24 protein-coding genes are annotated in these 23,921 nt (G+C 42.4%); 16 read left to right on the top strand and 8 right to left on the bottom strand.

The genetic code is table 11. The features are described 5' to 3' along the window. Window positions 1–41 precede the first annotated feature (41 nt). Window positions 42–572 carry a hypothetical protein gene (locus F902_RS05305; protein ID WP_005201625.1) on the top strand — a complete coding sequence of 177 codons (531 nt, stop codon included), beginning with the start codon at window positions 42–44 and terminating at the stop codon, window positions 570–572. Between the two features lie 17 nt (window positions 573–589). Then, window positions 590–1,138: a hypothetical protein gene (locus tag F902_RS05300; protein WP_005201624.1), complete on the top strand. Its 549-nt coding sequence runs from the start codon at window positions 590–592 to the stop codon at window positions 1,136–1,138. Window positions 1,139–1,217: 79 nt separating this feature from the next. Here F902_RS05300 and F902_RS05295 read toward each other — a convergent pair whose 3' ends face one another. Then, the gene (locus F902_RS05295) at window positions 1,218–2,564 is read right to left on the bottom strand and encodes a PGAP1-like alpha/beta domain-containing protein (RefSeq protein WP_004803536.1); all 1,347 of its coding nucleotides are present in this window, start codon (window positions 2,562–2,564) and stop codon (window positions 1,218–1,220) included. A 262-nt stretch (window positions 2,565–2,826) separates the two neighbouring features. Between F902_RS05295 and F902_RS05290 the strand changes: the two genes are divergently transcribed. The 7 genes from F902_RS05290 (at window position 2,827) to urtE (ending at window position 11,178) form a co-directional block, all read left to right on the top strand. Further along, window positions 2,827–3,417, top strand: coding sequence for a YqiA/YcfP family alpha/beta fold hydrolase (locus F902_RS05290; protein WP_004803538.1), 591 nt, complete (start codon window positions 2,827–2,829; stop codon window positions 3,415–3,417). Window positions 3,418–3,431: 14 nt separating this feature from the next. After that, window positions 3,432–5,315, top strand: a complete 1,884-nt coding sequence (gene parE, locus F902_RS05285; protein WP_004803540.1) for a DNA topoisomerase IV subunit B — start codon at window positions 3,432–3,434, stop codon at window positions 5,313–5,315. A 260-nt stretch (window positions 5,316–5,575) separates the two neighbouring features. Further along, window positions 5,576–6,856, top strand: coding sequence for an urea ABC transporter substrate-binding protein (gene urtA / locus F902_RS05280; protein WP_004803542.1), 1,281 nt, complete (start codon window positions 5,576–5,578; stop codon window positions 6,854–6,856). Window positions 6,857–6,944: 88 nt separating this feature from the next. Continuing rightward, the gene (urtB, locus tag F902_RS05275; RefSeq protein WP_005201622.1) at window positions 6,945–8,567 is read left to right on the top strand and encodes an urea ABC transporter permease subunit UrtB; all 1,623 of its coding nucleotides are present in this window, start codon (window positions 6,945–6,947) and stop codon (window positions 8,565–8,567) included. 4 nt (window positions 8,568–8,571) lie between these two features. Next, window positions 8,572–9,642 (top strand): urea ABC transporter permease subunit UrtC, encoded by a 1,071-nt coding sequence (gene urtC, locus F902_RS05270; RefSeq protein ID WP_005201621.1) that lies wholly within the window; start codon window positions 8,572–8,574, stop codon window positions 9,640–9,642. Further along, entirely contained in the window at window positions 9,643–10,470 is an 828-nt protein-coding gene (gene urtD, locus F902_RS05265; RefSeq protein ID WP_005201620.1) for an urea ABC transporter ATP-binding protein UrtD, read from the top strand. It begins immediately after the preceding gene. Between the two features lie 9 nt (window positions 10,471–10,479). Continuing rightward, entirely contained in the window at window positions 10,480–11,178 is a 699-nt protein-coding gene (gene urtE, locus F902_RS05260) for an urea ABC transporter ATP-binding subunit UrtE (RefSeq protein ID WP_004657106.1), read from the top strand. 214 nt (window positions 11,179–11,392) lie between these two features. Here the strand turns inward: urtE and F902_RS05255 are convergent, their stop codons facing one another. The 3 genes from F902_RS05255 to F902_RS05245 all read right to left on the bottom strand — a co-directional run bounded on the left by F902_RS05255 (window position 11,393) and on the right by F902_RS05245 (window position 13,616). Next, the gene (locus F902_RS05255) at window positions 11,393–12,133 is read right to left on the bottom strand and encodes a hypothetical protein (protein ID WP_005201619.1); all 741 of its coding nucleotides are present in this window, start codon (window positions 12,131–12,133) and stop codon (window positions 11,393–11,395) included. A gap of 70 nt (window positions 12,134–12,203) precedes the next feature. After that, window positions 12,204–12,755, bottom strand: a complete 552-nt coding sequence (locus F902_RS05250) for a GNAT family N-acetyltransferase (RefSeq protein WP_005201618.1) — start codon at window positions 12,753–12,755, stop codon at window positions 12,204–12,206. Between the two features lie 135 nt (window positions 12,756–12,890). Then, entirely contained in the window at window positions 12,891–13,616 is a 726-nt protein-coding gene (locus F902_RS05245; RefSeq protein ID WP_005201617.1) for an outer membrane protein OmpK, read from the bottom strand. A gap of 369 nt (window positions 13,617–13,985) precedes the next feature. Between F902_RS05245 and F902_RS05240 the strand changes: the two genes are divergently transcribed. From F902_RS05240 to F902_RS05220, 5 genes are all read left to right on the top strand, one after another. After that, entirely contained in the window at window positions 13,986–14,360 is a 375-nt protein-coding gene (locus F902_RS05240; RefSeq protein ID WP_004803557.1) for an HPF/RaiA family ribosome-associated protein, read from the top strand. Window positions 14,361–14,503: 143 nt separating this feature from the next. Beyond that, window positions 14,504–15,049 carry an ankyrin repeat domain-containing protein gene (locus tag F902_RS05235; RefSeq protein ID WP_004803559.1) on the top strand — a complete coding sequence of 182 codons (546 nt, stop codon included), beginning with the start codon at window positions 14,504–14,506 and terminating at the stop codon, window positions 15,047–15,049. 32 nt (window positions 15,050–15,081) lie between these two features. Beyond that, the gene (locus tag F902_RS05230; protein ID WP_005201616.1) at window positions 15,082–15,849 is read left to right on the top strand and encodes a transporter; all 768 of its coding nucleotides are present in this window, start codon (window positions 15,082–15,084) and stop codon (window positions 15,847–15,849) included. Window positions 15,850–15,932: 83 nt separating this feature from the next. Then, window positions 15,933–17,768 carry a protein-disulfide reductase DsbD gene (dsbD, locus tag F902_RS05225; protein ID WP_005201614.1) on the top strand — a complete coding sequence of 612 codons (1,836 nt, stop codon included), beginning with the start codon at window positions 15,933–15,935 and terminating at the stop codon, window positions 17,766–17,768. 2 nt (window positions 17,769–17,770) lie between these two features. Then, on the top strand, window positions 17,771–18,466 hold the full coding sequence (locus F902_RS05220) for a glutathione S-transferase family protein (protein WP_005201613.1): 696 nt from the start codon (window positions 17,771–17,773) through the stop codon (window positions 18,464–18,466). Window positions 18,467–18,504: 38 nt separating this feature from the next. Here F902_RS05220 and F902_RS05215 read toward each other — a convergent pair whose 3' ends face one another. Beyond that, entirely contained in the window at window positions 18,505–19,692 is a 1,188-nt protein-coding gene (locus F902_RS05215) for a GGDEF domain-containing protein (RefSeq protein WP_005201610.1), read from the bottom strand. Window positions 19,693–19,964: 272 nt separating this feature from the next. Continuing rightward, on the bottom strand, window positions 19,965–20,876 hold the full coding sequence (locus F902_RS05210) for an alpha/beta hydrolase (protein WP_005201609.1): 912 nt from the start codon (window positions 20,874–20,876) through the stop codon (window positions 19,965–19,967). Window positions 20,877–21,080: 204 nt separating this feature from the next. On the opposite strand from F902_RS05210, the gene F902_RS05205 reads away from it, so the two are divergent. Further along, window positions 21,081–21,518: a DUF2147 domain-containing protein gene (locus F902_RS05205; RefSeq protein WP_004803572.1), complete on the top strand. Its 438-nt coding sequence runs from the start codon at window positions 21,081–21,083 to the stop codon at window positions 21,516–21,518. A 67-nt stretch (window positions 21,519–21,585) separates the two neighbouring features. Here the strand turns inward: F902_RS05205 and F902_RS05200 are convergent, their stop codons facing one another. Then, window positions 21,586–21,936: an arsenate reductase gene (locus F902_RS05200; protein ID WP_005201608.1), complete on the bottom strand. Its 351-nt coding sequence runs from the start codon at window positions 21,934–21,936 to the stop codon at window positions 21,586–21,588. A gap of 438 nt (window positions 21,937–22,374) precedes the next feature. Then, a complete protein-coding gene (locus tag F902_RS05195; RefSeq protein WP_005201607.1) occupies window positions 22,375–23,199 on the bottom strand; it encodes an exodeoxyribonuclease III in 825 nt (274 codons plus the stop codon). A gap of 41 nt (window positions 23,200–23,240) precedes the next feature. On the opposite strand from F902_RS05195, the gene pyrE reads away from it, so the two are divergent. Next, complete coding sequence (gene pyrE / locus F902_RS05190) at window positions 23,241–23,891, top strand: orotate phosphoribosyltransferase (RefSeq protein ID WP_004657130.1); 651 nt, start codon at window positions 23,241–23,243, stop codon at window positions 23,889–23,891. Window positions 23,892–23,921 lie beyond the last annotated feature (30 nt).

Genomic DNA, 23,921 nt, shown 5'->3' with positions numbered 1-23,921 from the left:
TGAGTCTATTATGATAAAACTGTTCTATTTTGGAGGGAAAAATGAAAATTAGTTTTTTGATCAAAGGGTTGTTAATCAGTATCGTTCTAGGTTTTACGGCAGCGTCGACATATTCTTCAGAAAATGGTTCTTTGAATGCGAAAGCAATGGTTTTACAATCTTACAGAATGGATGTTAATCGTGATGGTGTTGTTGATTTAATTGAAATTTTAGGAAAAAAAGACCAGCTGTCGTCCATACGTATTTTGAGTGGCATAGATAAATCACTAATGTATGAAAACAAACAAATTTTTGATAACTCTTATAATGGATGTATTTATAGCTCATTTGATAATATTGCTGTTAGTAAAACTAATTTTACCTTGGAATATCGTACCTGTGCAGATCGTTCAGAAGTCGGACATAGGTATTCAACTTTTAAAACAGAAAAGAATAAGGAACCTGTTTTAATTCAAGATGATTATCTACTTTATCCTAAAGCTGAAATACCTGATGATTTTGTACCTAAGCAGGTAAATTGCTTAACCAAGAAAAAGATTAAATTCAGTGAATATTATGGTCGTTGTGGTTAATTTTAAAGGAATTTATCATGCCATCTTCTTATAAAAAATATGCATATACTTTCGGCTTGGCAAGTTTGAGTCTCTTACTTTCCTCATGCATGAATACTTTAGAAAAGATCAGCGAATTTAACTCTATAAATCAAACAGAAAAAGCCTCATCAATCTCGACTAAGTTAAAAAATGATGATGGTTTCCCGATCACTTCGCTTCCTTACAACTCAAATGCACATCTCAACTGTATTTTGTCGGCACAAAGACTGAATTGTGGTCCAATCAATTTAATCGATAGCACGAGTCTGATTAAAGTTTATAAGTTTATTAACCCAAGCTATGTTGATTCAGTCGTTTTTCCCAAAACAACAGCAGGTGTCTTGTTAATCGCATCGCCTTTTTCAAGTGAAAGTGGACACCTAGAAATAAATCTGACTTCTGTGAATAAATCTGGTTCGGTTAAACGCATCACTTTGGATGCATCTAAAAATATTGTTATTAATCCACACTATGAGATTTTATATAAAGAAAATGAGAAAGATTTAAAACTGAAGTTAAATGAACAGGGTGACTTTGTTAAATAAAGATATTTATAGATTTTTTGAGCTTGTTGCAGTCTTTGATTAAAAAAGCTCAGCTAGAACCTAACTGAGCTTTTATCTTTTAGGTCTCAACAATGCCTTCTAAATCATCAAAGGTATAGTTCTGAGGTACGTTGATCATATGGGTTTGTACGCCAGCTTCAACTTTCTCTTTAGCATCTGGATATAACCAACGGGTAATCTGCTCAGCCACACTGGAATGATACTGAATTTCAAAATGATTCAGCCCATAGAAAACTGCTTTATGGGTATCAGGTAATTTCAGTTGGAAACGTGGATTTTGATGTTCACCCAAAGCACTTTTCACACTGACCAGATAATCCCCAATCACAGACAGCGCTTTATTACGTAACTTCTCGAACTCTAAAGTCCCTGCAATCAAGAAGGTATTGATATGGGACGGTAGCGGAGCGGGTTTACGATTATCGTCGGCAAAACCAATGCGCGCATCATTATGTTCCCAGTCATCATCACGGACACTGCCATAACGCAGATCAAGTATGCCGTTACTACGCACATTCACCAACTGACCAAGCAAGTTGATAAACGGGAATCCACCGAGTTTGTCTTGTAAAACGAAGCCAAAGCGTTCAAGTACTGCACCATGATGTGGCGAACCGATACAAACCAGATTCTCGACCATATGCACCCATTGATACAGATTCTGTTTGCCATAAAATAGAGCACTACGCGAAACCAAGCCGCCCATACTGTGCCCGATCAGGTCAATACTGGTGATGCGTGGATTACGCTGTACCAAATCCTCTAAGGTATTGGCAAAACTACGGCCATTTGCGGAAATTCGGCGACCAGTGTTGTAATTCAAATACAGCATGGTGTTGTTATCACGTTGCGCGAGTAAACGCTCACCAATCCCACCATAACGATGATTAGACCAGGTTAAATGATTCATACATAAACCATGAGCCAGAATCACCACACGCCCTGTTAGCTCGCCTTGCTGTAAAGAACCATAGTGATCATAAAGCACCATTGGCAAAGCCATTGGATTGTGCTGCTTTAAAAAGAAATCACCAAAAATTCCATTCAACGCACCCACCAAAAAATGTAGAGTTGGGGTTAAAGGCTTGTCATGTAAGACTGGAAATTTTTCAATAATGCGACGTAAATTTGGCGCAAGAAAATGACTGCCATATTTTTGTAGGGCAACATAAGAAAACTGATAAAACTTTTGCAGTTGCGGGTGCTTTTGTAATTGTTTGGCTTTTTGTGCACTTAAACCGAGCGTTGTCCTTAATACCTCAGTTTGTACCACTTGAATCAGTTCATGTACACCACTGAGGCTGGTACTGACCAGCTGTGCCAAACCCTCCAAAACATCTGCCTGACTCGGGGGCGTGCGATCCCACTTACAATAGGTTTCATGCAGAGGTGTTAAACTTGGCATATTGATTTCCCCATCCTTGATATATACCGAAGGTTTGAAGTGTTTTTTCTGAATATTGTTTAGATAAACTACAACAAACGCTTACATCTTATGTCTTTCATACGTAATTTTTTTAGAATACTGATGAACGGAGTACAGTATCGTTTTTTGTGTCAGACAATATCCAGCTTAAATGTAATTTATATTGTTATTTGTTTAACTATTAATCAAAATAATGTGATTTATTTCACTTTATGTCAACTCATTGCCTATTTTGGTGCGTATGCAAATTATCTATCTACATGGTTTCCGAAGCAGTCCGATGTCGATAAAAGGGCAGCAGTTGCAACAATATTGTGCACAGCATGAGGCGATACAGGTGCATTTACCTGATTTAAATCAGCCACCCAACCAAGTGCTAGAACAACTCTCTCAGCTTATCGAAAATTTAGCACAGGATAAAGTAGTTTTAGTGGGAAGCAGTCTCGGTGGTTTCTATGCGACATATCTTGTCGCAAAATATGGTTGTGCTGCTGTATTGATTAATCCTGCTATGCGACCATGGCGTTTATTCGAAGATTTATTTGGGGTTGAACAAATCCCACTCAAAGTCACTGCATCATGGACACTTGATGCCAATCAACTGCAGCAATTACAATCGATTGCTGACACGAAGCTCGTTCATGCTGATAAAATTCTAGTGCTTTTGCAACAAGGCGACGAAGTTTTGGATTATCGTGAAGCTCAACGCTATTATAGTGCAGTTCATCCATCCTCATTGATTTTAACCGACGCAGATGGTAATCATGCAATGGATGATTTTGAAGAAAAATTACCTTTAGTTCTCGAATTTTTATCGGCAGCCATCCAATAAGGAAGTCAGACCAAGTGACACAATACACGGCACAATCTCTTGAAGTTCTTTCTGGTTTAGATCCAGTGCGTCGTCGACCGGGTATGTATACCGACACCTCACGTCCAAACCATTTGGCGCAAGAGGTGATTGATAATGCAGTCGATGAAGCACTTGCGGGTCATGCCAACCAGATTTGTGTCACGGTCTATGAAGATGGCTCATTGTCGGTTGAAGATAATGGGCGGGGTATGCCAGTCGACATTCATCCTGAATATGGGCAAAGTGGTATCGAGATTATTTTGACCAAGCTGCATGCAGGCGGTAAATTCAGCACCGATAACTATCAGTTCTCTGGTGGTCTGCATGGGGTCGGGATTTCGGTGGTCAATGCCTTATCGACCCGTGTTGAAGTGGCAGTACAGCGTCAAGGTAATCTGTATCAAATGGCCTTTGAACAAGGCGAGCCAGTTGCACCTTTGTCGGTTTTAGAAGGTAAGGTCGCTAAGCGTGCGACAGGCACCACAGTACGTTTCTGGCCTGAAACCAAATATTTTGATAGCCCTAAATTTGCGCTTAAAGCACTGAAACATAATTTAAAAGCCAAGGCAGTTTTAGCGGCGGGCTTAAAAATTATTTATGACGATAAAATCAATAACGAAAAGATCGAATGGCAGTTTGAAAATGGTCTGGTCGACTATTTAATGGATGAACTGCAAGATCGAGACATCTTGCCAGATCCCGCTTTTGTCAGTAGCGGACAAGCAGACCGCGCAGCCTGTGAATTTGCGATTTGCTGGAATGTGGAAGGTGGCGAGCAGATTCAGGAAAGCTATGTCAACTTGATTCCAACCGCGCAAGGCGGTACCCATGTCAATGGTCTGCGTTCAGGTGTGACTGAGGCTTTACGTGAATTTTGTGAATTACGCAATTTGTTGCCGCGTAATATGAAGCTGTCTGCGGAAGATGTTTGGGATGGCGTAAACTTTATTCTATCGCTGAAATTCCAAGAGCCACAATTTTCTGGGCAAACCAAAGAACGTTTATCCAGTCGTGAAGCCTCTAATATTGTGCTGAACATCGCCAAAGATGCATTTGCTTTATGGTTAAACCAGCATGCCGAGATTGCGACGCAACTGGCGGAAATGGCGATTGCCAAAGCAGGACGTCGTTTAAAAGCAGCGAAGAAAGTGGAGCGTAAGAAGATTGTTGCAGGCCCTGCGCTGCCTGGAAAACTGGCAGACTGTGTTGGTTTAACCCGTGAAGATAGTGAGCTGTTTATTGTCGAAGGGGATTCTGCGGGCGGTAGTGCCAAACAGGCACGTGACAAGAATTTCCAAGCGATTATGCCGATTCGTGGAAAAATCCTGAATACTTGGGAAGTCTCTTCAGACGAAGTGTTGGCGTCTCAAGAAGTGCATGATATTGCCATCGCAATTGGAGTCGATCCAGGCAGTGATGATCTGTCTGAATTGCGTTATGGCAAGATCTGTATCCTTGCCGATGCGGATTCGGATGGTCTACATATCGCAACTTTATTATGCGCTTTATTCGTAAAACATTTCCCGACTTTGGTTGAGGAAGGCCATCTGTTCGTCGCTATGCCACCACTTTATCGTATCGATATTGGTAAAGAGGTGTACTATGCCTTGGATGATGATGAGCTTGAAAGTATCCTGAAAAAAGTTAAAGGCAATAAAAATCCTCAGATCACCCGATTTAAAGGTTTGGGCGAGATGAACGCCAGCCAGTTGCGTGAAACCACAATGGACCCGAATACGCGTCGTTTGGTGCAATTGGACTTGGATGATGCACATTTAACCGCAGGGTTATTGGATAAATTACTTGCGAAAAAGCGTTCAGCAGATCGTAAACACTGGTTAGAACAAAAGGGTAATTTGGCAGATATTACGGTTTAAGCCCTTTGTCTCATTATCGGATTAAAGCCAAGCACTAGCTTGGCTTTTTCTTTTGTTGAACTTTTAATATCCGAGCTGAACAAATTTGCATCATTTTAGGTCGTTGCGTATTTTTTGTATGCAATGTTGTATACAAGATGAAAGAATTAAGACTTAAATTTTATTTAAATTAATTAAAAACAATATCTTATTGTGTTGGCACAGAAATTGAATAACTCCACCCAGTAAAAATCACAATTATTGATGGGTGGAGAAACAAGATGCAAAACAAATTGATGTCGATGTCCGTACTGATGGCAGCCATGATGGGGATCGGTCTAGTTGGCTGTTCAAAACCAGCAGAAAAAACAGAACAGACCAAAACAGAAGCTAAAACTGCACCCGCTGCCAGTGGCGATACTATTAAAGTGGGGATTCTACATTCGCTTTCAGGCACCATGGCGATTTCTGAAACGTCACTGAAAGACACTGCCTTGATGACCATTAATGAGATTAATGCCAATGGTGGGGTACTCGGAAAAAAATTAGAGCCTGTGATTGTTGACCCTGCATCGGATTGGCCATTGTTTGCAGAAAAAGCCCGTCAGTTGATTACCCAAGATAAAGTGGCTGTTATTTTTGGCTGCTGGACATCCGTTTCGCGTAAATCAGTTTTGCCTGTGGTGGAAGAGCTAAATGGCTTATTGTTCTATCCAGTGCAATATGAAGGTCAGGAACAGTCTAAAAATATCTTCTACACGGGTGCAGCACCAAATCAACAAGCGATTCCTGCGGTTGAATACTTGATGGGGGATGAGGGCGGTAAAGCAGAACGTTTTGTGTTACTCGGTACAGACTATGTCTATCCACGCACCACCAACAAAATCTTGCGTGCTTTCTTGAAGTCGAAGGGTGTGGCTGATGCTGACATCATGGAAGAATACACGCCATTTGGTCACAGCAATTATCAAACCATTGTTTCCAATATTAAGAAGTTCTCTGCAGGTAAAAAGACTGCGGTGATCTCGACCATCAATGGCGACTCCAATGTGCCGTTCTATCGTGAGCTAGGTAACCAAGGCATTAAAGCATCTGATATTCCTGTCATGGCCTTCTCGGTAGGTGAGGAAGAATTACGCGGTATCGATACCAAACCATTGGTGGGTCATTTAGCGGCATGGAACTACTTCATGTCAGTGAAAAATCCTAAAAACACTGAGTTTGTGAATAAATTCAAACAATATGCGGTGGAATATAAACTTCCAAATGCAGACAAAGTGGTGACCAACGATCCGATGGAAGCGACCTATGTCGGTATCAATATGTGGAAGCAAGCAGTTGAAAAAGCGGGCTCGACAGAAGTCGACAAAGTTCGTGATGCGATGGCAGGTCAGACTTTTGCTGCGCCATCAGGCTATACCTTAAAAATGGATGAAACGAATCACCATCTACATAAACCTGTGATGATTGGACAGATCCGCGGCGATGGTCAATTCGACGTGGTTTATAAAACTGCACAAACCATCAAGGCAGAGCCTTGGAGCCCGTATATCCCGAAATAATTGACTTTTAGCCTGCTGTATTCACAGCAGGCTTTTCTATTCTGATTTTTTTTGATCTATTTAAAACCGTAATAATAAGGGGAGTTCTATGGCGAAACACTATGTTTTGGCACTGCTCTGCATCATGGCACAGATGATTTTTAGTCCAGCATGGGCAGAAGCCACATCCGCAACAACCGTGACGTCTACAGCTTCTCAAGATGCCATTCAGACCTTTGTGAAGTCCGATTTTGCGACGCGTCGTGCCATGCTCAATCAATGGCCTGCCAGTATTGAACAACTGGATCAACTGGTGGCATATATTGATCAAAATGAGCTGTATACCGATAGCGCAGGCAATACTTATCTCTTAAAAAATGATGACAAGCTGTTTAGTTATCCTGAGCAGCAGGCGTTGGAACAATGGCCTGCGGATTTATCCCAAGTGACTTTGGTGAATACCTTACGCAAAGCGCTGAATTTTGGTCAAGCCAAAGCCAAACTCGATTCTACAGATGCTTCTCAACGTTTAGCTGCAGTTGATATTTTAGAAAATAACTTGGCTGAACTTGATGTCGCGATGGTGAAGCAGCTTTATCTGAATGAAAAAAATGATCAGGTCAAAGCACGTTTAGCACAGCTCAAAGCTCGTCTGGATTTTAACAGTGCTGATGAGTTTACCAAGCTTGAAGCAGTGAAAGTCTTGGCCGATTCAAATCGTCCTGACGTATTCGCTTTGATCAACCAAACTTTAGAACAACCACAAACTAATCCTGCGCTGAAAGCAGCTTTACTGGATGCACAAAATAAAATTAAAACCCGCCTACAAATCAGTGAGTGGTCAGGCCATGTCTTTTCAGGCCTAAGTACCGCCAGCATTTTACTGCTTGCAGCACTTGGCTTAGCCATTACCTATGGTCTGCTTGGGGTAATTAACATGGCACATGGTGAGCTCATCATGATTGGTGCCTATACCACCTATGTAATCCAGAGTTTTTTTAAGACTCATTTTGCTGGATTAGTCGATTGGTATTTATTGGCAGCAATTCCTGCGGCATTCCTGGTCAGTGCCTTGATGGGCATGTTGATTGAACGCACCGTGATTCGCCCGCTGTATGGCCGTCAATTGGAAACTTTACTTGCCACCTTTGGTGTGAGTCTGATCCTGATGCAATTGGTGCGTATGGTGTTCGGTGCGCAAAATGTCGAGGTTTCCAACGTAGCATGGTTGAGTGGTGGAATTGCGCTAACACCGAGCCTAATGCTGCCTTATAACCGGATCGCCATTATTGGTTTTACCGTCGCAGTGTTATTACTGTTGCTGTTCCTACTCAATAAAACCCGTTTTGGCTTATTCGTTCGAGCCGTGACACAAAACCGTCAAATGGCACGTGCTGTCGGTATCCGTTCTGCACGGATTGACATGATGGCCTTTGGTCTGGGTTCAGGCTTGGCGGGTTTGGCAGGTTGTGCCTTGGCGCAGGTCGGTAATGTTGGACCTGACCTTGGACAAAACTACATTATTGATGCCTTCCTTGTCGTTGTTGTCGGTGGTGTGGGTCAAGTGTGGGGTGCGGTATTGGCAGCGCTTGGACTGGGGATTAGCGGTACGGTTTTAGAAATTGGTTTAGGTGCAGTGCTCGCAAAAATTATTCTCTTGGTTCTTGTGATTTTGTTTATCCAAAAGCGTCCACAAGGTTTGTTTGCCATCAAAGGCCGTTTTGTGGAGTAAGCCAATGAAAATCACTTCCTTATTTGCCGACAAGCCCTATAGCGCGGTGGCGATTGCACTGTGTTTTGGCGTGTTATTGCTGTTGCCGTGGCTACACTTGTTGTCTCCTGACTCGGCCTTTTACCTATCTGCTTACTGGATCACCTTGATTGGCAAGATCATGTGTTTGGCTTTGGTGGCTCTTGCACTGGATCTGGTCTGGGGCTATGCCGGGATTCTAAGCTTGGGACATGGTTTGTATTTTGCCTTGGGCGGTTATGCCTTTGGCATGTATCTCATGCGCCAATCCGCAGGTGACGGACTGCCTGATTTTATGCGTTTCCTGAGTTGGACTGAGTTGCCTTGGTATTGGATCGGTACCGAGCACATTGCTTGGGCGCTGGCACTGGTGGTGCTGGTACCCGGTTTGATCGCATTTATCTTTGGCTTTTTTGCCTTTCGCTCCAAAATCAAAGGGGTGTATTTCTCGATCATTACTCAAGCCATGACTTTTGCCGCCGCATTACTGTTTTTTCGTAATGAAACAGGCTTTGGGGGCAATAATGGTTTTACAGGCTTTAAAACAATTTTGGGTTTTGATATTACCTCTGCACCAATGCGCGCAACGCTGTGCTTTGTGACTGCATTGATGTTGATGTTGTGCTTCCTTGGCCTACGTCAACTGATGAATCGTCCTTATGGGAGAGTATTGGGCGCGATTCGTGACAGTGAAAATCGTTTGCAATACCTCGGCTATCGTACGCTGTGGTACAAGCTGTCGGCATGGGTATTGTCTGCGGTGATTGCTGGCATTGCAGGGGCACTGTATGTGCCGCAAGCAGGCATCATTAACCCAAGCGAAATGAACCCAGTCAACTCAATTGAAATGGCGGTGTGGGTGGCTGCGGGTGGACGTGGCACTTTGATTGGCCCGATTTTAGGGGCAGGTTTAATCAATGCAGTGAAAACCTATTTCACTGTGGCTGCGCCAGAAGCATGGTTATTGATCTTGGGTGCGCTATTCATCGTGGTGACCTTGTTCTTACCTAAGGGTGTGATTGGTGTATTCGACCGTTTTAAAAAGGAGCGTGATTAAATGAGTGATGTATTAATAGACTCAGCTCAACATGGCGGTCAACTGGGTGAGGGCTATGGTCGTGCCAAGCCGCAAGGTGCGGATTTTAGCCACGGTATTGCCTTATATCTGGAAAAAGTCAGTGTCTGGTTTGACTCATTTCGAGCCCTCAATGATTTGTCGTTGTACATTGCCGAGGGTGAATTACGTTGCATTATCGGGCCGAATGGGGCGGGTAAAACCACCTTGATGGATGTGATTACTGGTAAAACGCGTCCAACCACAGGCACGGCATTTTTTGGGCAAAACTATGATCTTGCCAAAATGAGCACCGAGCAAATTGCCGAAGCGGGTATCGGTCGCAAATTTCAAAAACCAACAGTGTTTGAAAATTTTACCGTCATGGAAAATCTGCTGTTGGCAGCACCTCGAGATAAGCGGGTGAAGAAAAGCTTCTTTTCTCGTTTAGACCCCGAAGCGCAATTGGCTTTGGATGAGAGCTTGGAGCAGATTCGTTTAAAGGAATTTGTGCAAAAGCCAGCGGGTCTGCTGTCACATGGACAAAAACAGTGGTTGGAAATCGGCATGTTGCTGATGCAACGGCCGAAGTTGATTTTATTGGATGAGCCTGTCGCAGGCATGACCGATGCTGAAACCGAGCGCACGGCTGAACTGTGTCTGGAACTGAAAAAAAATCACACCCTTGTGGTGGTGGAACATGACATGAGCTTTATTGACACCATCAGTGAAAAAGTCACGGTATTGGCGCAGGGGGCGATTTTGGCAGAAGGCACATTGGCAGAGGTTCAGGCCAATGAAGATGTGATCGAAAAATATTTGGGACGCTAGGAGAGGCACATGTTAGAAGTGAAACAAATTAATCAATTCTATGGTGGCAGTCATATTCTGCGTGATGTGTCTTTTAACGCGCCTGTGGGGGAGTGTAGTGTGGTGCTAGGCCGTAATGGCGTAGGCAAAACCACCTTGTTGAAATGCCTGATGGGGATTCTGCCGATTAAGTCAGGGCAGATTTTGTTAGATGGCAAAGACATCGCCAAGATGTCCCCTGAGCAACGGGTACGTGCAGGTTTGGCCTATGTGCCGCAAGGTCGCGATATCTTTTCAACTTTAACGGTAGAAGAAAATATTTTAATTGGCATGGCGAAATTTTCGGGTGCCAAGACGCGTAAGGTGCCAAGCCATTTATATGAAATTTTCCCTGTACTTGATGAAATGAAACATCGCCGTGGCGGAGATTTATCGGGTGGCCAGCAACAGCAGCTTGCGATTGCCAGAGCGTTGGCCTCAGAACCAAGCGTGTTAATTCTGGATGAACCGACCGAAGGGATTCAGCCTTCAATTATTAAAGATATTGGTCGAGTGATTCGTAAGTTGGCTGATCAAGGCGAGATGGCGATTATTTTGGTGGAACAGTTTTATGATTTTGCTGAAGAGTTGGCAGATGCGTATACGGTGATGGCGCGTGGGCAGGTGATTGCACAGGGGCGGGGGGAGGATATGCCTGAGAAGGGGATTCGGGAGTTGGTGGCGATATAGTATTTCTTGGCTAATTGTTGCTTTATCAGTGTTTTTAGTAATCTATCTTTATGATGTACCCTACTTTTGAAGGATCAAAAGTAGGCAAAAATCCTTTGTTCGACTAACGGTACGTCCTTGTGACCGTAGTCGAACATGGCGACATCCATGTCGCCTATCACGATAGTGAGTGTTGGGGAAATGCAATTTAGAACATTAAATGGTTAGCCTAGATTTATTTGTCTTCAACCTTATAAAACGTGCCACCAGCATAGACATTGTGTCCAAAGCCACATGAGGACTCGCCGTTGTGCTGTTCAACCTCAATTTTTTGTCCAAGATTCGCATCATTGGCGAATAGAAGTTTGATTTGGCAATCTTCATAGCGATAGCTGGTTTGTTTTGACTTGATTGGCATGCTGGTTTCAAACTGTCCCATATTGGGTCCATAGATCAGGCCACGTAGTCCGAAGTAATAGCCATCAAATGCAATCTGATATTGATTCTGTTTTTTGCTGACCTTGAGGTAATCCCATTGCCCAAAACCATTGGCGCGGGCATAAGTTCCTTGTAAATCTGAAGATACTTTTGGTTTAGGGAGCTGTTTTAAATTGTATTGACTGGTTTTTGAGTCTTTATCTCTGAGAAACCAGACTCTGGCCCATTGCGGTTTGCCTAGTTTGGCATAGCTTAAGCCGACATTATTGTTAGCGATTTCAATGTCTCGGTCACTGACCTGAATCCCGCTTTCATCTGCATTAAGTTGACAGAAATGTGCCCATGCGGCTTGATCTTCAAATTGTTTGGCGGCTTTGAGATATTGCTTTTGATCGTAAAATTTTTTACCTGCTTGCGCATATTGTTTTACTTTGGCGCAGCCTTGTTGCAACTCTTGTTCAAAAGAAACTTCGGCAAAGCTCGCGCTTGACGCGATTGCGATGGAAAGGCACAGACCGAGTTGAGATGTTTTAATCATTTTGGCTATTTTTGAAATCAAGTATTGCTTTCATTCTAAGCCACAATTCAGACGTAAGACAGTAGGGTATTTATTGAGATTCTGTGAGTTGCAGTTGCATCCAGACCAAATCTCGCCATGTACCAAACTTTTGTCCAACCTGTGGCATATAACCTGTTTGAATAAAGCCAAGCTGTTCATGTAGCACAATCGAGCCCTTATTTTCACTATCAATCGCAGCCACCATGATATGCATGTTTTGCTGTTTGGCCAGATGAATCAGTTGTTGCATCAACGCTTTGCCCAGACCTTGGCGTGCGCAGCTTGGGTCAACAAAAACAGAATGTTCAATACTTTGGCGATAACCACTGATGCTTCGAAATGCAGTGTAATAGGCATAGCCTGCCACTTGATGATTATTCAGGTTTTCGACCACGATCATGGGGAAGTGCTGTTGCTGCATGCCGTGAAAACGTTGCTGATAATCAGCTAAGGAAACCGCCTGATCATTCCAGTTGGCTGTGCCATTCAGGATCTCTGTATTATAGATCGCTAGGATTTGCTCGAGGTCATCGACTGTGGCAAAACGAATGTGGAAATGTGTAGCTAAGGTGGATGGGGCAAGTGCAAGTTTTTCAGCCATGAGCAAAGGTCATCAAATTAGACAAAATAAACAGATATGATGTGGATAAAGCAAAAGGTCAGCTCACATTTATATTCGGTGATACCAACAAAAACAGCAAGGAAATCCTTGCTGCTTTTTCACACTCTAAAAGGCTTAGAAGTGGTATTTGATCAAAGCACTGACGTTGTTTTCGTCGCGGTTTTTCATACCAAATTTGTTATTCCAAACAGAATGCTCAACACCTAAATAAAGGCGAGTGTCTGGTGAAATGTGTTTACCCAAGTTCCACTTGTATTGTGTGGTCCAGTTGAGTTCACTTGCGTGATCTTTTTCGCCTGTAGACCAGTCAAGGAAACCATCCACCAAGAAATCTTCGTTTGATACTTTAAATGGCAAAGCATAAGCAATGGTCATTTGATAGTCATCAGCGGTATTTTCGTTGTTGGCACGGTAGAAGTTCACATTCGCATATTGGAAATATGGAATCGCGAGATCGAAACCAACACCATATAAGAAGTTGTCAAAACTAGCGAAGTCATCATTGTTGCTTTCCCAAGTGGTTGAGATCAACACATCTTTAATTGGACCAAACGCAAGTTTTTGACCTGAAATTTCACCCAAGCTTAAACGTGGAGAAAGCTCGAAATAAGTACTTTTATGGTCATCACTGCCACGCATACGGTCCATAAAGAAGAATACATCGGCATATTTTACTTTTGCCGCATATTCAACAGTGATGGTTGTTTGCTTTTCATCAACAACTTCGTAGTTCTCACCATACAAACCAGTCAAGCTGAAATCTTGCCAAATCGGCTTGGCTTGAGTGAAAGCGGCTGTAGATACCAATAAACATGTTGCTGCAAGTTGCTTCAATTGCATTTAAAAAATCTCCCCCCAAAAGGCGTGTAAAGGATACAAGGTATTAAGCAAAAATAAAGCCAAATTTGACCAAATGAACAAAAGAATTGTATATGCCAGAAGCCGTCTAAAAGGATGCTAAAGTTGGTCATCTTTTTGTTGAAGATTTCATCAAAATGTCAAAAATCAGCTTGCATATTTTGGAGGAAAGTCAGATATTGGAACTATAGAAGATCTTCTTACATACTGAAAAACAACAGATGCAAAGCGAGGAGACAACACGCATTTACACAATCAGAATATACAACTGCACTGAATGACTGCATGCTCAAAGTGTGCAAAGAAAAAAGTTTTGTAGCACCGTCTCACAGAAAAGAGAGGAAGATATTTATGAATATTGAAATCCGTACAGATAAAAACATTCAAGGTAGTGAACGCTTAAACAGTTATGTTCGTGCAGAACTTACACAAGAATTCCAACGTTATAGCGAGCGTATTACACATTTTTCGGTTCATATTAGTGATGAGAATGGGGACAAAACGGGCGATCATGACAAACGATGTATGATTGAAGCTCGCCCAGCAGGAATGAAACCTGTCGCAGTGACACACAAAGCAGCAAATATTGATAATTCGATTCATGGTGCAATTGATAAACTGAAACGTAGTTTGGAGCATCTGTATGAGAAAAAAGAACACCATCGTGGTGGCTTGCCAGAATATGTCGATGTAGATGACGATGTAAAAGTGGATGATGAAGCGTAAAAATCGACGCATAAAAAAAGCCCTGTTTGGGGCTTTTTTTATGCGTGTATCAAATTTATACATGATTTTTTAGATGCTTTTATAAAATCCTGTCAGGATATTCGGCATAATAGACATATTAAAAAATATTGTGAGAATTGGTCATGTTAAATAAGCAACAGCAGGCCTTGGTGCAAGCCATACAACAACTCGATTTGGACCAAGTGCAATCTTTACTTGCTGAAGGACTCGACCCGAATTTTATTGACCCTGAACAAGGTCCGCCTGTCTCTGTGATTTGCGATGGTTTGTTCGTATGGTGGGAACGAATTTGTGAAGCTTATGAAGCAGGCAAGCCTTTCACTGATGAAGAAAAGCAACAACAACTCAAAGTTTATTTAGATATTTTAGATGTATTGATTCAAGCCAAAGCCAATCTGCATTTATGGGATTCAGAAGAGTTTTATGGTCCATTGTGGGATGCGGCAAGTTCTGCTTGCGTGCCTGTGGTAGAACGGTTATTGGTTGAAAAAGTAGATCCAAATACCCGTGATGAAGAAGGTTTAACGGTTTTATCATCAATCAGCCAATTGTTCTTTGATTGCGAATTTGATGAAATTGATTGGTCGGAGTCATTACCAGAAGAGCGTGCAACACTGGAATTGCTACGTGAACATGGTGCAAAAATGTCAAAAGAGCTCAGCGCATAAGCCAAGCTATTAGAAATAGAACGAGGAATAGAATGAAAACATTGCAAACATTGAGCTTAATTGCTGCATCTATGCTGACAAGTACCGTTTTTGCGGCTGACTTTTCTTTTGACCGCCCTGGTACGGGGATAGGGACTGGTATTACCCCTGTGGGACAGTTGGCATGGGAACAAGGTTTACCGAGTATCAACTACCAAGAGGGTAAGGTCGATGGTGTCAAAGACAAGACCTTAACCCTTAACGGTGACATGTTATTGCGTACCGGTTTGGCCGATGGTTTGGAACTGCAATTGGGTTGGCAAGGTCCAGTGTGGCAGCAATACAAACGTGCAGGCACGAAAAAAGAGACCAATGGTCTGGGCGATGTCAGCATTGGTTTGAAAAAAGCCATTGATTTAAAAGATGATCGTTTATCTATGGCATTGTTGGCTGAAGCCATTATTGCAACGGGGAATGATGAATTCACCAACCATGATGATATCTATAGTCTCACTTCAGCAGTTGCGTATGAGTTTAGCGACTTGATTGGAACATCGATCACCATGCGTTATGAAGCGCAGAACAGTAATTGGGCCGTGACTGCAATTCCAACCATTGACTATAAAATTGCAGGTAAATTATCGGGTTATTCAGAATTCGTTTATCGTAAGGCTGAGAGCCAAGATTATGAATATGGTCTCGGTACAGGTCTGATTTATGCTTTGAATAATCGCACGCAATTAGATGCCAGCATTGGTGTTGACCTGAATGGCGATCAAAAAGGTTATAACGGTGGCTTCGGCGTATCGGTTTTATTCTAACAATAATGAATACTCCTGAATTCTCTTAAATTCACTTCTGCATAAGTGGGAGGGAGGTTCAGGAGATTGACAGTGAGATAATCATGCAAATGCCTGTTCAGGCTGGGAAATCTTTCCCGCTGATGCGTTACTTTCTTGGGACTTTATTGTTGTTATGTGGGTCTTTGACTTACGCCCAAGAGAATTCATCGGCGCCATTACTTAGCCCCGAACAAGCTTTTGCATTTACGGTTGAGTCGACTGCACAGAATCAAGCACGTTTGCATTGGTCGATCCAGCCAAATTATTATCTCTATCAGCATAAGTTTGAAGTACAGCAGGGCAATCAGCCTGTCGCATTGACTTTACCGAAAGCGGTGGAGCAGTATGATGAGAATTATGGTCACAGCCAAGTTTATTATCAGCAAGCTGAATTTAGTATTCCAACCCAAGCTTCTCAGCATTATCGTGTAACTTGGCAGGGCTGCGCCAAAGATCGGATTTGTTATCCTCCACAAAATATTGAATTTCAGACTGATGCCGATGGTCTAGTCAGTGCTCAGAATGTCAGTGCAAACTCACAAAAAAGCTTTTTAGATGTGGCGCGTGCATCCAATGCCTTAAATACCCAAACGGCAACAAATGATGAAGTGCAAGCCGAGCCAACGGCAAAAAATTCAAATGTGATGGCACAAGACCAAAAGTGGTCAAGTGCACTCGAACAGCATTCGCTGGCTTATAGCATCTTATTATTCTTGGGCCTAGGAATTTTACTGGCGTTTACACCGTGTTCCTTACCAATGTTACCGATTCTGACTTCATTAATTGTACGTGACAATAAAGGCGTCAAAGCTTGGTCAATTGCACTGACTTTTGTCGTGAGTATGGCTTTGGTCTATGCAGTATTAGGGTTGATTGCTTCTGCAGCAGGGCTGAATTTCCAACGCTGGTTACAACAACCCGCAACATTGATCGCATTTAGCTTATTGTTCGTGGTGTTTGCCCTCAATCTATTTGGCTTGTTCGAGTTGAAACTACCACAGAACTGGGTCAATCGACTGGATCAACTGCAGTCCAATCAAAAAGGCGGTACTTTGGTTGGTGCCAGTGTCATGGGTATGATCTCTGCATTGTTGGTTGGGCCTTGTATGACCGCACCTCTGGCAGGGGTATTACTGTTTATCTCGCAAACACAGAGTCAATGGCAAGGTGGGTTGTTGCTGTTTACACTCGGTTTTGGCATGGGCATTCCATTGCTGTTAGCCAGCGTTTTGGGCGCAAAAGCTTTACCTAAAGCTGGCGACTGGATGAATCAAATCAAGGTGATCTTTGCCTTTTTAATGCTGGCCTTGAGCATTTACTTTATCCGTCCTTTATTGCCAGAACTCGCGATTCAAATTCTTAGCTTAATTCTTGGTTTGGCCTTTATTATTTATGCAGTATATCGCCTGTTTGCACAGAAAAGTAAGTTGCAATGGCTCTATGCGATCTTACTGATTTTAGCAATTCCAGCATTGGCCTTTAATCAATATCAGCATTTTCAAAGTCTCAGTTCAGTTCAGGCAGATAAGCTGGCCGAATGGCATGTAGCAAAAACAGCAGATGAATTTCAGCAGATCTTAGTCAATGCGCCCAAAGACCGTGGCATTGTAATTGATGTCTATGCGGATTGGTGTGTGGCTTGTCAGCCGATTGAGCATCGCATTCTAAAAGATGCAGAGGTGCAACAGGCCTTGTCAGGTTATTATTTAATTAAAATGGATTTAAGCCATTATGATGTGTCACACCAAGCATTGCTAGCACAGTGGGATATTTTAGGGCCACCGACCTACTTATTCTTAGATCAGCAACAACAAGAAATTCGCTCGCTACGCTTAACGGGTGCATTCCAGAAAGCTGAGCTATTACAACAACTGGCTTTATTTAAAGGGAAACAATAACAATGTATCAACTCTTTATCGGTAATAAAAATTACTCCACGTGGTCGATGCGCCCATGGATTTTACTTACACAAGCGGGGATTTCCTTTCAGGAGCATGTGATTCGGTTTGATAGTTTTGAACCTGAAAGTGAATTTAAAACAGAGATTCTAAAGCTCAACCCAACGGGTAAAGTCCCTGCGCTTGTGAATGGCGAACTGGTAGTCTGGGATAGCTTGGCGATTTGTGAATATATTGCGGAACAGCATCCTGAGCTTGACTTGTGGCCACAAGAGAAGACATTACGGGCTAGAGCACGTTGTATTAGTGCAGAGATGCATAGCAGCTTTCAAAGCTTACGTAATCTCTGTCCCATGAATGTGGAAGCGGATCTAGGTCATATTGGCAAACAACTCTGGGCCGAACATGCGCAGTTACGTGCCGATGTGGCTCGAATTGATCAGATCTGGTCTGAACGTCCAAGCGAAGACGGTTTTTTATGTGGCGAGTTTAGTATCGCCGATGCATTCTATGCGCCTGTGGTGATGCGTTTTGAATGCTATCAACTGCCACTGTCAGCATCTAGCCAAGCCTATGTGCAAAAAATCTTGTCTTTGCCATCGGTACAGCAATGGATTGACGAAGCCAAACAAGAGCAGATGTTTGTGCCTTTTGATGAACCTTATCGTCAACATCGAGAAGAATTTTTGAAAGGCTAATCAACATTGCAATGAAGGCATATTGTGCCTTCATTGTTCTAGCTTGTTGCAAGATCAGTAAATATTTTCACTTGATTACGCCCCGCAGCTTTGACTGCATACAGGGCTTGATCGGCCTGACTGATGATCAAATGTGGCTCATCGGCACTGAGTGAACTACTAATCCCAAAGCTGGCACTCACGCTAAATTCCTGCTTATATTCTGAAATAAAGCGCAGTTGTGATACTGCATGGCGACAGCGTTCAGCTACGTTCTGTGCTTGCATCGTCGGCGTATTAGGCAGTAATAAAATAAACTCCTCGCCACCAAAACGACCAATGATATCCTGATCACGTAGATTACTTGCCAAGCATCGTGCGACTTGGATCAGCACTTGATCGCCCATGCTATGCCCATATTGATCATTAATCGTTTTAAAATGATCGAGATCGAGCAGAATAATGGAATAGAGTGGATGGGGGTGTTGATGCAACTTATTTAAATAACTACTGATACTACGTCGATTGAGTACATTGGTCAGAGGGTCGAGACGACTGAGAATCTGAATGGTCATTTCCCGTGTTCGCCATTGCGTCAGTAAAATTTCAAATAAGAATAAACACGCCAATAAAATCGGCAATAAGAAAAATACCATACTGCCGACCCAGAATGGATGCATCGGTACTTCATTTAGGCGCTGCATATTAAACAGAGGCGCATAAGTCAGCATTCCAATCATGCTCAGGTAGTTGCATAGCAATAAGGCCAGTGTTGCTGGAATCAAAGCGCAATACACCATCCTGCGGTCAAACAGAACTAAACCCACACCGACTACACTGACATAACCCACCATAGTCGCTGGGCTAAAACTGCCTGCTAAATAGCCTTTATGGCATAGCATTGCAGTAAAAATCTGCACACTGAGGATAGGTAAAACATTCTGCGCCCAAGTTCTATCCTTAAATACATGGCAAGGAATAATCAGCAGCAACATCACGGTCAGCGTAATCAGGCTGGTCATTAAGTGCGAGCGCACGATCCCAAGATTAACCCATTCAGAATACTGTGGATGTATCAGGACAAAAATATCCCAACTGATCCAAAATAGGCTCATAAATGCAGCAAGTATCAGTAATAAAATACTTTTTTTGAGTATGGTCCAATTGACTACAATATGATGTTCCCAAGAAAGCTTAAAGCCCCATCCTTTTGTGTCAGTTGACCGATTAAAACGAATCTTCACCATTGGCATGCATCCTTTTATGCAATGAGATTCCTAGCAACTGTAGATCTGTCGTCAAAATACCGAAGAACGATTATTGAAATAACAATAACATCTTTAGAATGAGAAAAAAGTCTAGCTCTGGGCTTTTTAATGCAAATCAGGACGGGAAAAATTCTTTGATAAATCAGCTCTTATCAGAATATCCAATCAATTTTATTTTATGATGACCAAAGGGAATTAAGAATGACAATGGTCAGACATAGCTGACCATTTTTTACACAATTTTATTTTGCTTAGTCACGATCGAGTGCATGTGCAAACTCTGAGATATCTGCCAAAGCTTGCTTTGCCTCAGGGAACCAAGCATTAAACATCTGGAAATTATGCCACATGCCGGTATACAGCTTGAACTGAACTTTGACATCGGCTTTTTCGGCTTTTTCTCTAAAGCGTTTTGAATCATCCAATAGAATTTCTTTAGAGCCGACTTGCACCAAGGTGGGTGGAAGCCCTTTTAAATCATCAAACAACGGTGAAACACGTGGATCATCGGCTTGAATATTATTGGTAAGATAATGATTGATGCCTGCCTGTAAGGCCTCAATAGACAATAAGGCATCATGTTTCTGGTTAAAGCGTAGCGATTCACTGGTTAAGGTGAGATCAAGATAAGGCGACATCAGAATCAAGCCGCTTGGCATCAGTTCAGGTTGTTGTTTGAGGCGTAAACACAGCGCCAAGGCAAGGTTAGCACCGCAAGAATCGCCTGAAATAATAATATCTTTCGGTTTAATGCCTTGTACCAGCAGCGCTTGATAGACATCGAAAATCGCATCAATCGCTTCAGGGTATGGATGTTCAGGTGCAAGTGGATAATCGACATGAATCACTTGCATTTGAGTACGTGCAGCAATATCTGTCATCAAAGCACGATGAGTATTTAAACTACCGAGGAAAAAAGCACCACCGTGAATATGGAAAATCAGTTGTGTAGCCGCGGCTTGGGCTTTGATTTCTTCACCACGTACACCCGCTAGACGGATTGGGCGGACTTGTACTGTTGAATCTTGTGGAAATAGACGACACAGTTGATCGAGCAACGGACGTAATGCATTTGGGGCCAAGTTAAATTGACTAGGTGTCCGAATCGTCGCTTTAAGTAAGGATTCAGTAAAATAATATTTCCAAACAGTAGCAAATTTCATAATTTTTCCATATTGTTAGATCAGTATAGCAATAAGAAAGTTCTTGAAAATAAGCTATGTCTAAGCACGACGATAAAATCTGAAAAAATGTGCGCTATGACACTCTTACTCAGGTTATACCAAATAGTCATAATCAAGAATTGCAATATTGATTGAAGTTCTCAATACTTTCAGTTTGAAAGACCCCTTAAGGATATTACAAAAATGAAGAAAATTGCTTTAGCATTTGGATTGCTCGGTTTGACAACTTTTGCCAATGCAGCGGATGCGCTGAATGGCACTGTTTGGCAGACAATTGATGATGAAACAAAACAGCCAAAGGCGATCGTGAAGTTCACGGAGCAAAAGGATGGAACGTTAACGGCGTCGATTCAAAAATATTTAGTAGCAGGTCAGGAAAATGCTTGTTCTAAATGTGAAGGAACTTACCATAACAAACCACTGAAAGGCGTGACTATCGTAAATGGCCTGAAAAATGTCGGTGGTGTGAACTACGATGGTGGTTCAATTATCGATCCTAAAAATGGTAAAACCTATAAATTGAAAGCTGAAATCATCGAAGGCGGTAAAAAGCTGAAATTACGTGGCTATATCGGTGTCGCTGCTTTAGGTCGTAACCAAACTTGGATTCGTACCAACTAAGCCAGATTTAAATAATAAAAAACCGAGTTCTAAGACTCGGTTTTTTATTGCTGTTGATTTATAGAATTTAAGCGGATAGAGCTTGATACGTGGCTTCATCAAAACCAATCACGAAACCTTGTGGTGTTTGCAGCACAGGACGCTTAATCAGGCTAGGCTGCGCGATCAGGGTGTCAATCAGGTTCTGTTCATTGATGGTCGCGTGTGTTTGCTCATCGGCAGTGAGTTTGCGCCATGTGGTACCTTTTTTATTCAGTACTTTGTCCGCACCAATCTCTTTTAACCAGATCGCTAAAGTATCTGCATCAATGCCTTGTTTTTTATAATCATGAAATTCGTAATTGATGCCGTTGGCTTGTAAGGCATCAAAGGCTTTTTTCATCGAATTACAATTTTTAATGCCGTAAATTTTAAACATAGCGAAAACCATAAAAAGAATAAAAGAGATGAACCAAAGCCTAACGCAAAAGAAGGGTGGTGTACCAGTTGAAATTTTTTATCAAGTTGATCGTTAGGGTGTATGCAGCAACAATTGAATGACGAAAATGATCATGCGCTTTGAGCAGAAAAGCTAAAGACAAAGCCAAGAAAGAAAATCTAAGATTTAGAAAAGAGAAAACCCGCATATAATCTTCCTGATTATGCGGGTCTCATTTCAACGTCCAATGTCTCATCCATGCAAATAAACTTAATCTAAGTTTATTTTATCTTCCTACGGCGTCCTATCCCTTTTTGGTCATCCTGACCGCTTCCCTGTGCCGTGAAGCTATAATGCCGTTCTAGATGCGAAATAAAAATACACAAAAGCGACAAGTTATGTAAGCTAAAGAAGCGATCAAAGTGAACAGGTGTTCACTTATTCGTGTATTTTATAGTCGATAATTACGGGGGCATGGTCGCTAAACCATTGTTCTTTATACACCCATGCATTTGTTGTACGTGCTTTCCAGTCTGGAGAGCATGAATGGTAGTCGATACGCCACCCAACATTTTTCGCACGCGCTTGACCGCGATTTGACCACCATGAATACAATTCTGCTTCAGGGCGAACTTCGCGGAAAGTATCCACATAACCTAACTCGTCATACATATGATCGAGCCAAGCACGTTCATGTGGCAAAACCCCAGAAGATTTCTGGTTACCTGACCAGTTTTTAATATCGATGCGTTTATGCACGATATTGTAATCCCCACAGACAATGATTGATTTATTTTCATCTCGCCACTGTTTGAGTATTTTGGCGTATTCTTGTAAAAACACGTCTTTGCGTGCTTGTGCTTCGTCACCGCTTGATCCTGATGGCAAGTATAACGAGGCAATATGAACAGTTTGTGACAGCCCTAAATCAAATTCAGCAGTCGTAAAACGCCCTTGAGAATCAGCCAGTTCAAAACCTAGACCATCTTTCACTGAAACGAATGGCAGACGGCTATAAATCGCTGTACCTGCATAGCCCGCACGTTCAGCAGGGAACAGGTGGGTATACCAACCTTCAGGTTTAAATTTATCGGTCCATTGTTCATGGGTGATGCGGCTTTCCTGCATACACACCACATCGGCACCCGACTGTTCTAACCATTCGAGTAGACCTTTAGTGACTGATGAGCGCAAGCCATTTACGTTAATTGAAACGACTCGAAGAATTTTTACATCACTTGGATAGCTATCCTTTGGTATCATACGTCTGTTTAACCTCAATTGAAGAATTTGGAGCACTTTATATGACAACGCCTGTGTCATTTCATCCGCAAGCTTTTATCGAACTCGCATTATCACGTGGAGTGCTTAAATTTGGTGAGTTTACCTTAAAATCAGGCCGTGTCAGTCCTTATTTCTTTAACGCAGGTTTGTTAAACGATGGTGAAGCACTGTCGTTGTTAGCGCAAGGCTATGCCGATAAACTGGTGCAGTGTGACAATGTTGGTGTGATCTTTGGCCCAGCCTATAAAGGGATTCCTTTTGTCGCAGCAACAGCGGTGGCATTGTCTCAAGTGCATGGCAAAAGCGTACCATGGGGCTTTAACCGTAAAGAAGCCAAAGATCACGGTGAAGGCGGTGTCTTGGTGGGTGCATCGGTTGCAGGTCAAAAAGTCTGGATTATTGATGATGTGATCACTGCGGGCACTGCGATTCGTGAAGTCGTGACCATCTTAAAAAATGCAGGTGCTGAAATTGCAGGTGTATTGGTTGCGCTAGATCGTCAAGAACGTGGTCAAGGTCAGCTTTCTGCGATTCAGGAAGTGCAAAAAGAACTCGAAATCCCTGTGCATGCTCTCATTACCATGAAAGATTTGATGGATTATTTGGATGCAAAAGGTGAAAAAGACGCTTTAGCCAATATGCAGGCGTATCGTGAAAAATATGGCATCTAAGTTTTAGGTGTAATAAAAAAGGAAGCTGAA

This window comes from Acinetobacter higginsii (assembly GCF_000369525.1).
GTDB classification, from domain to species: domain Bacteria; phylum Pseudomonadota; class Gammaproteobacteria; order Pseudomonadales; family Moraxellaceae; genus Acinetobacter; species Acinetobacter higginsii.
The sequence above is the reverse complement of the archived record's forward strand: the minus strand, read 5'-3'. Positions and strand labels throughout refer to the sequence as shown.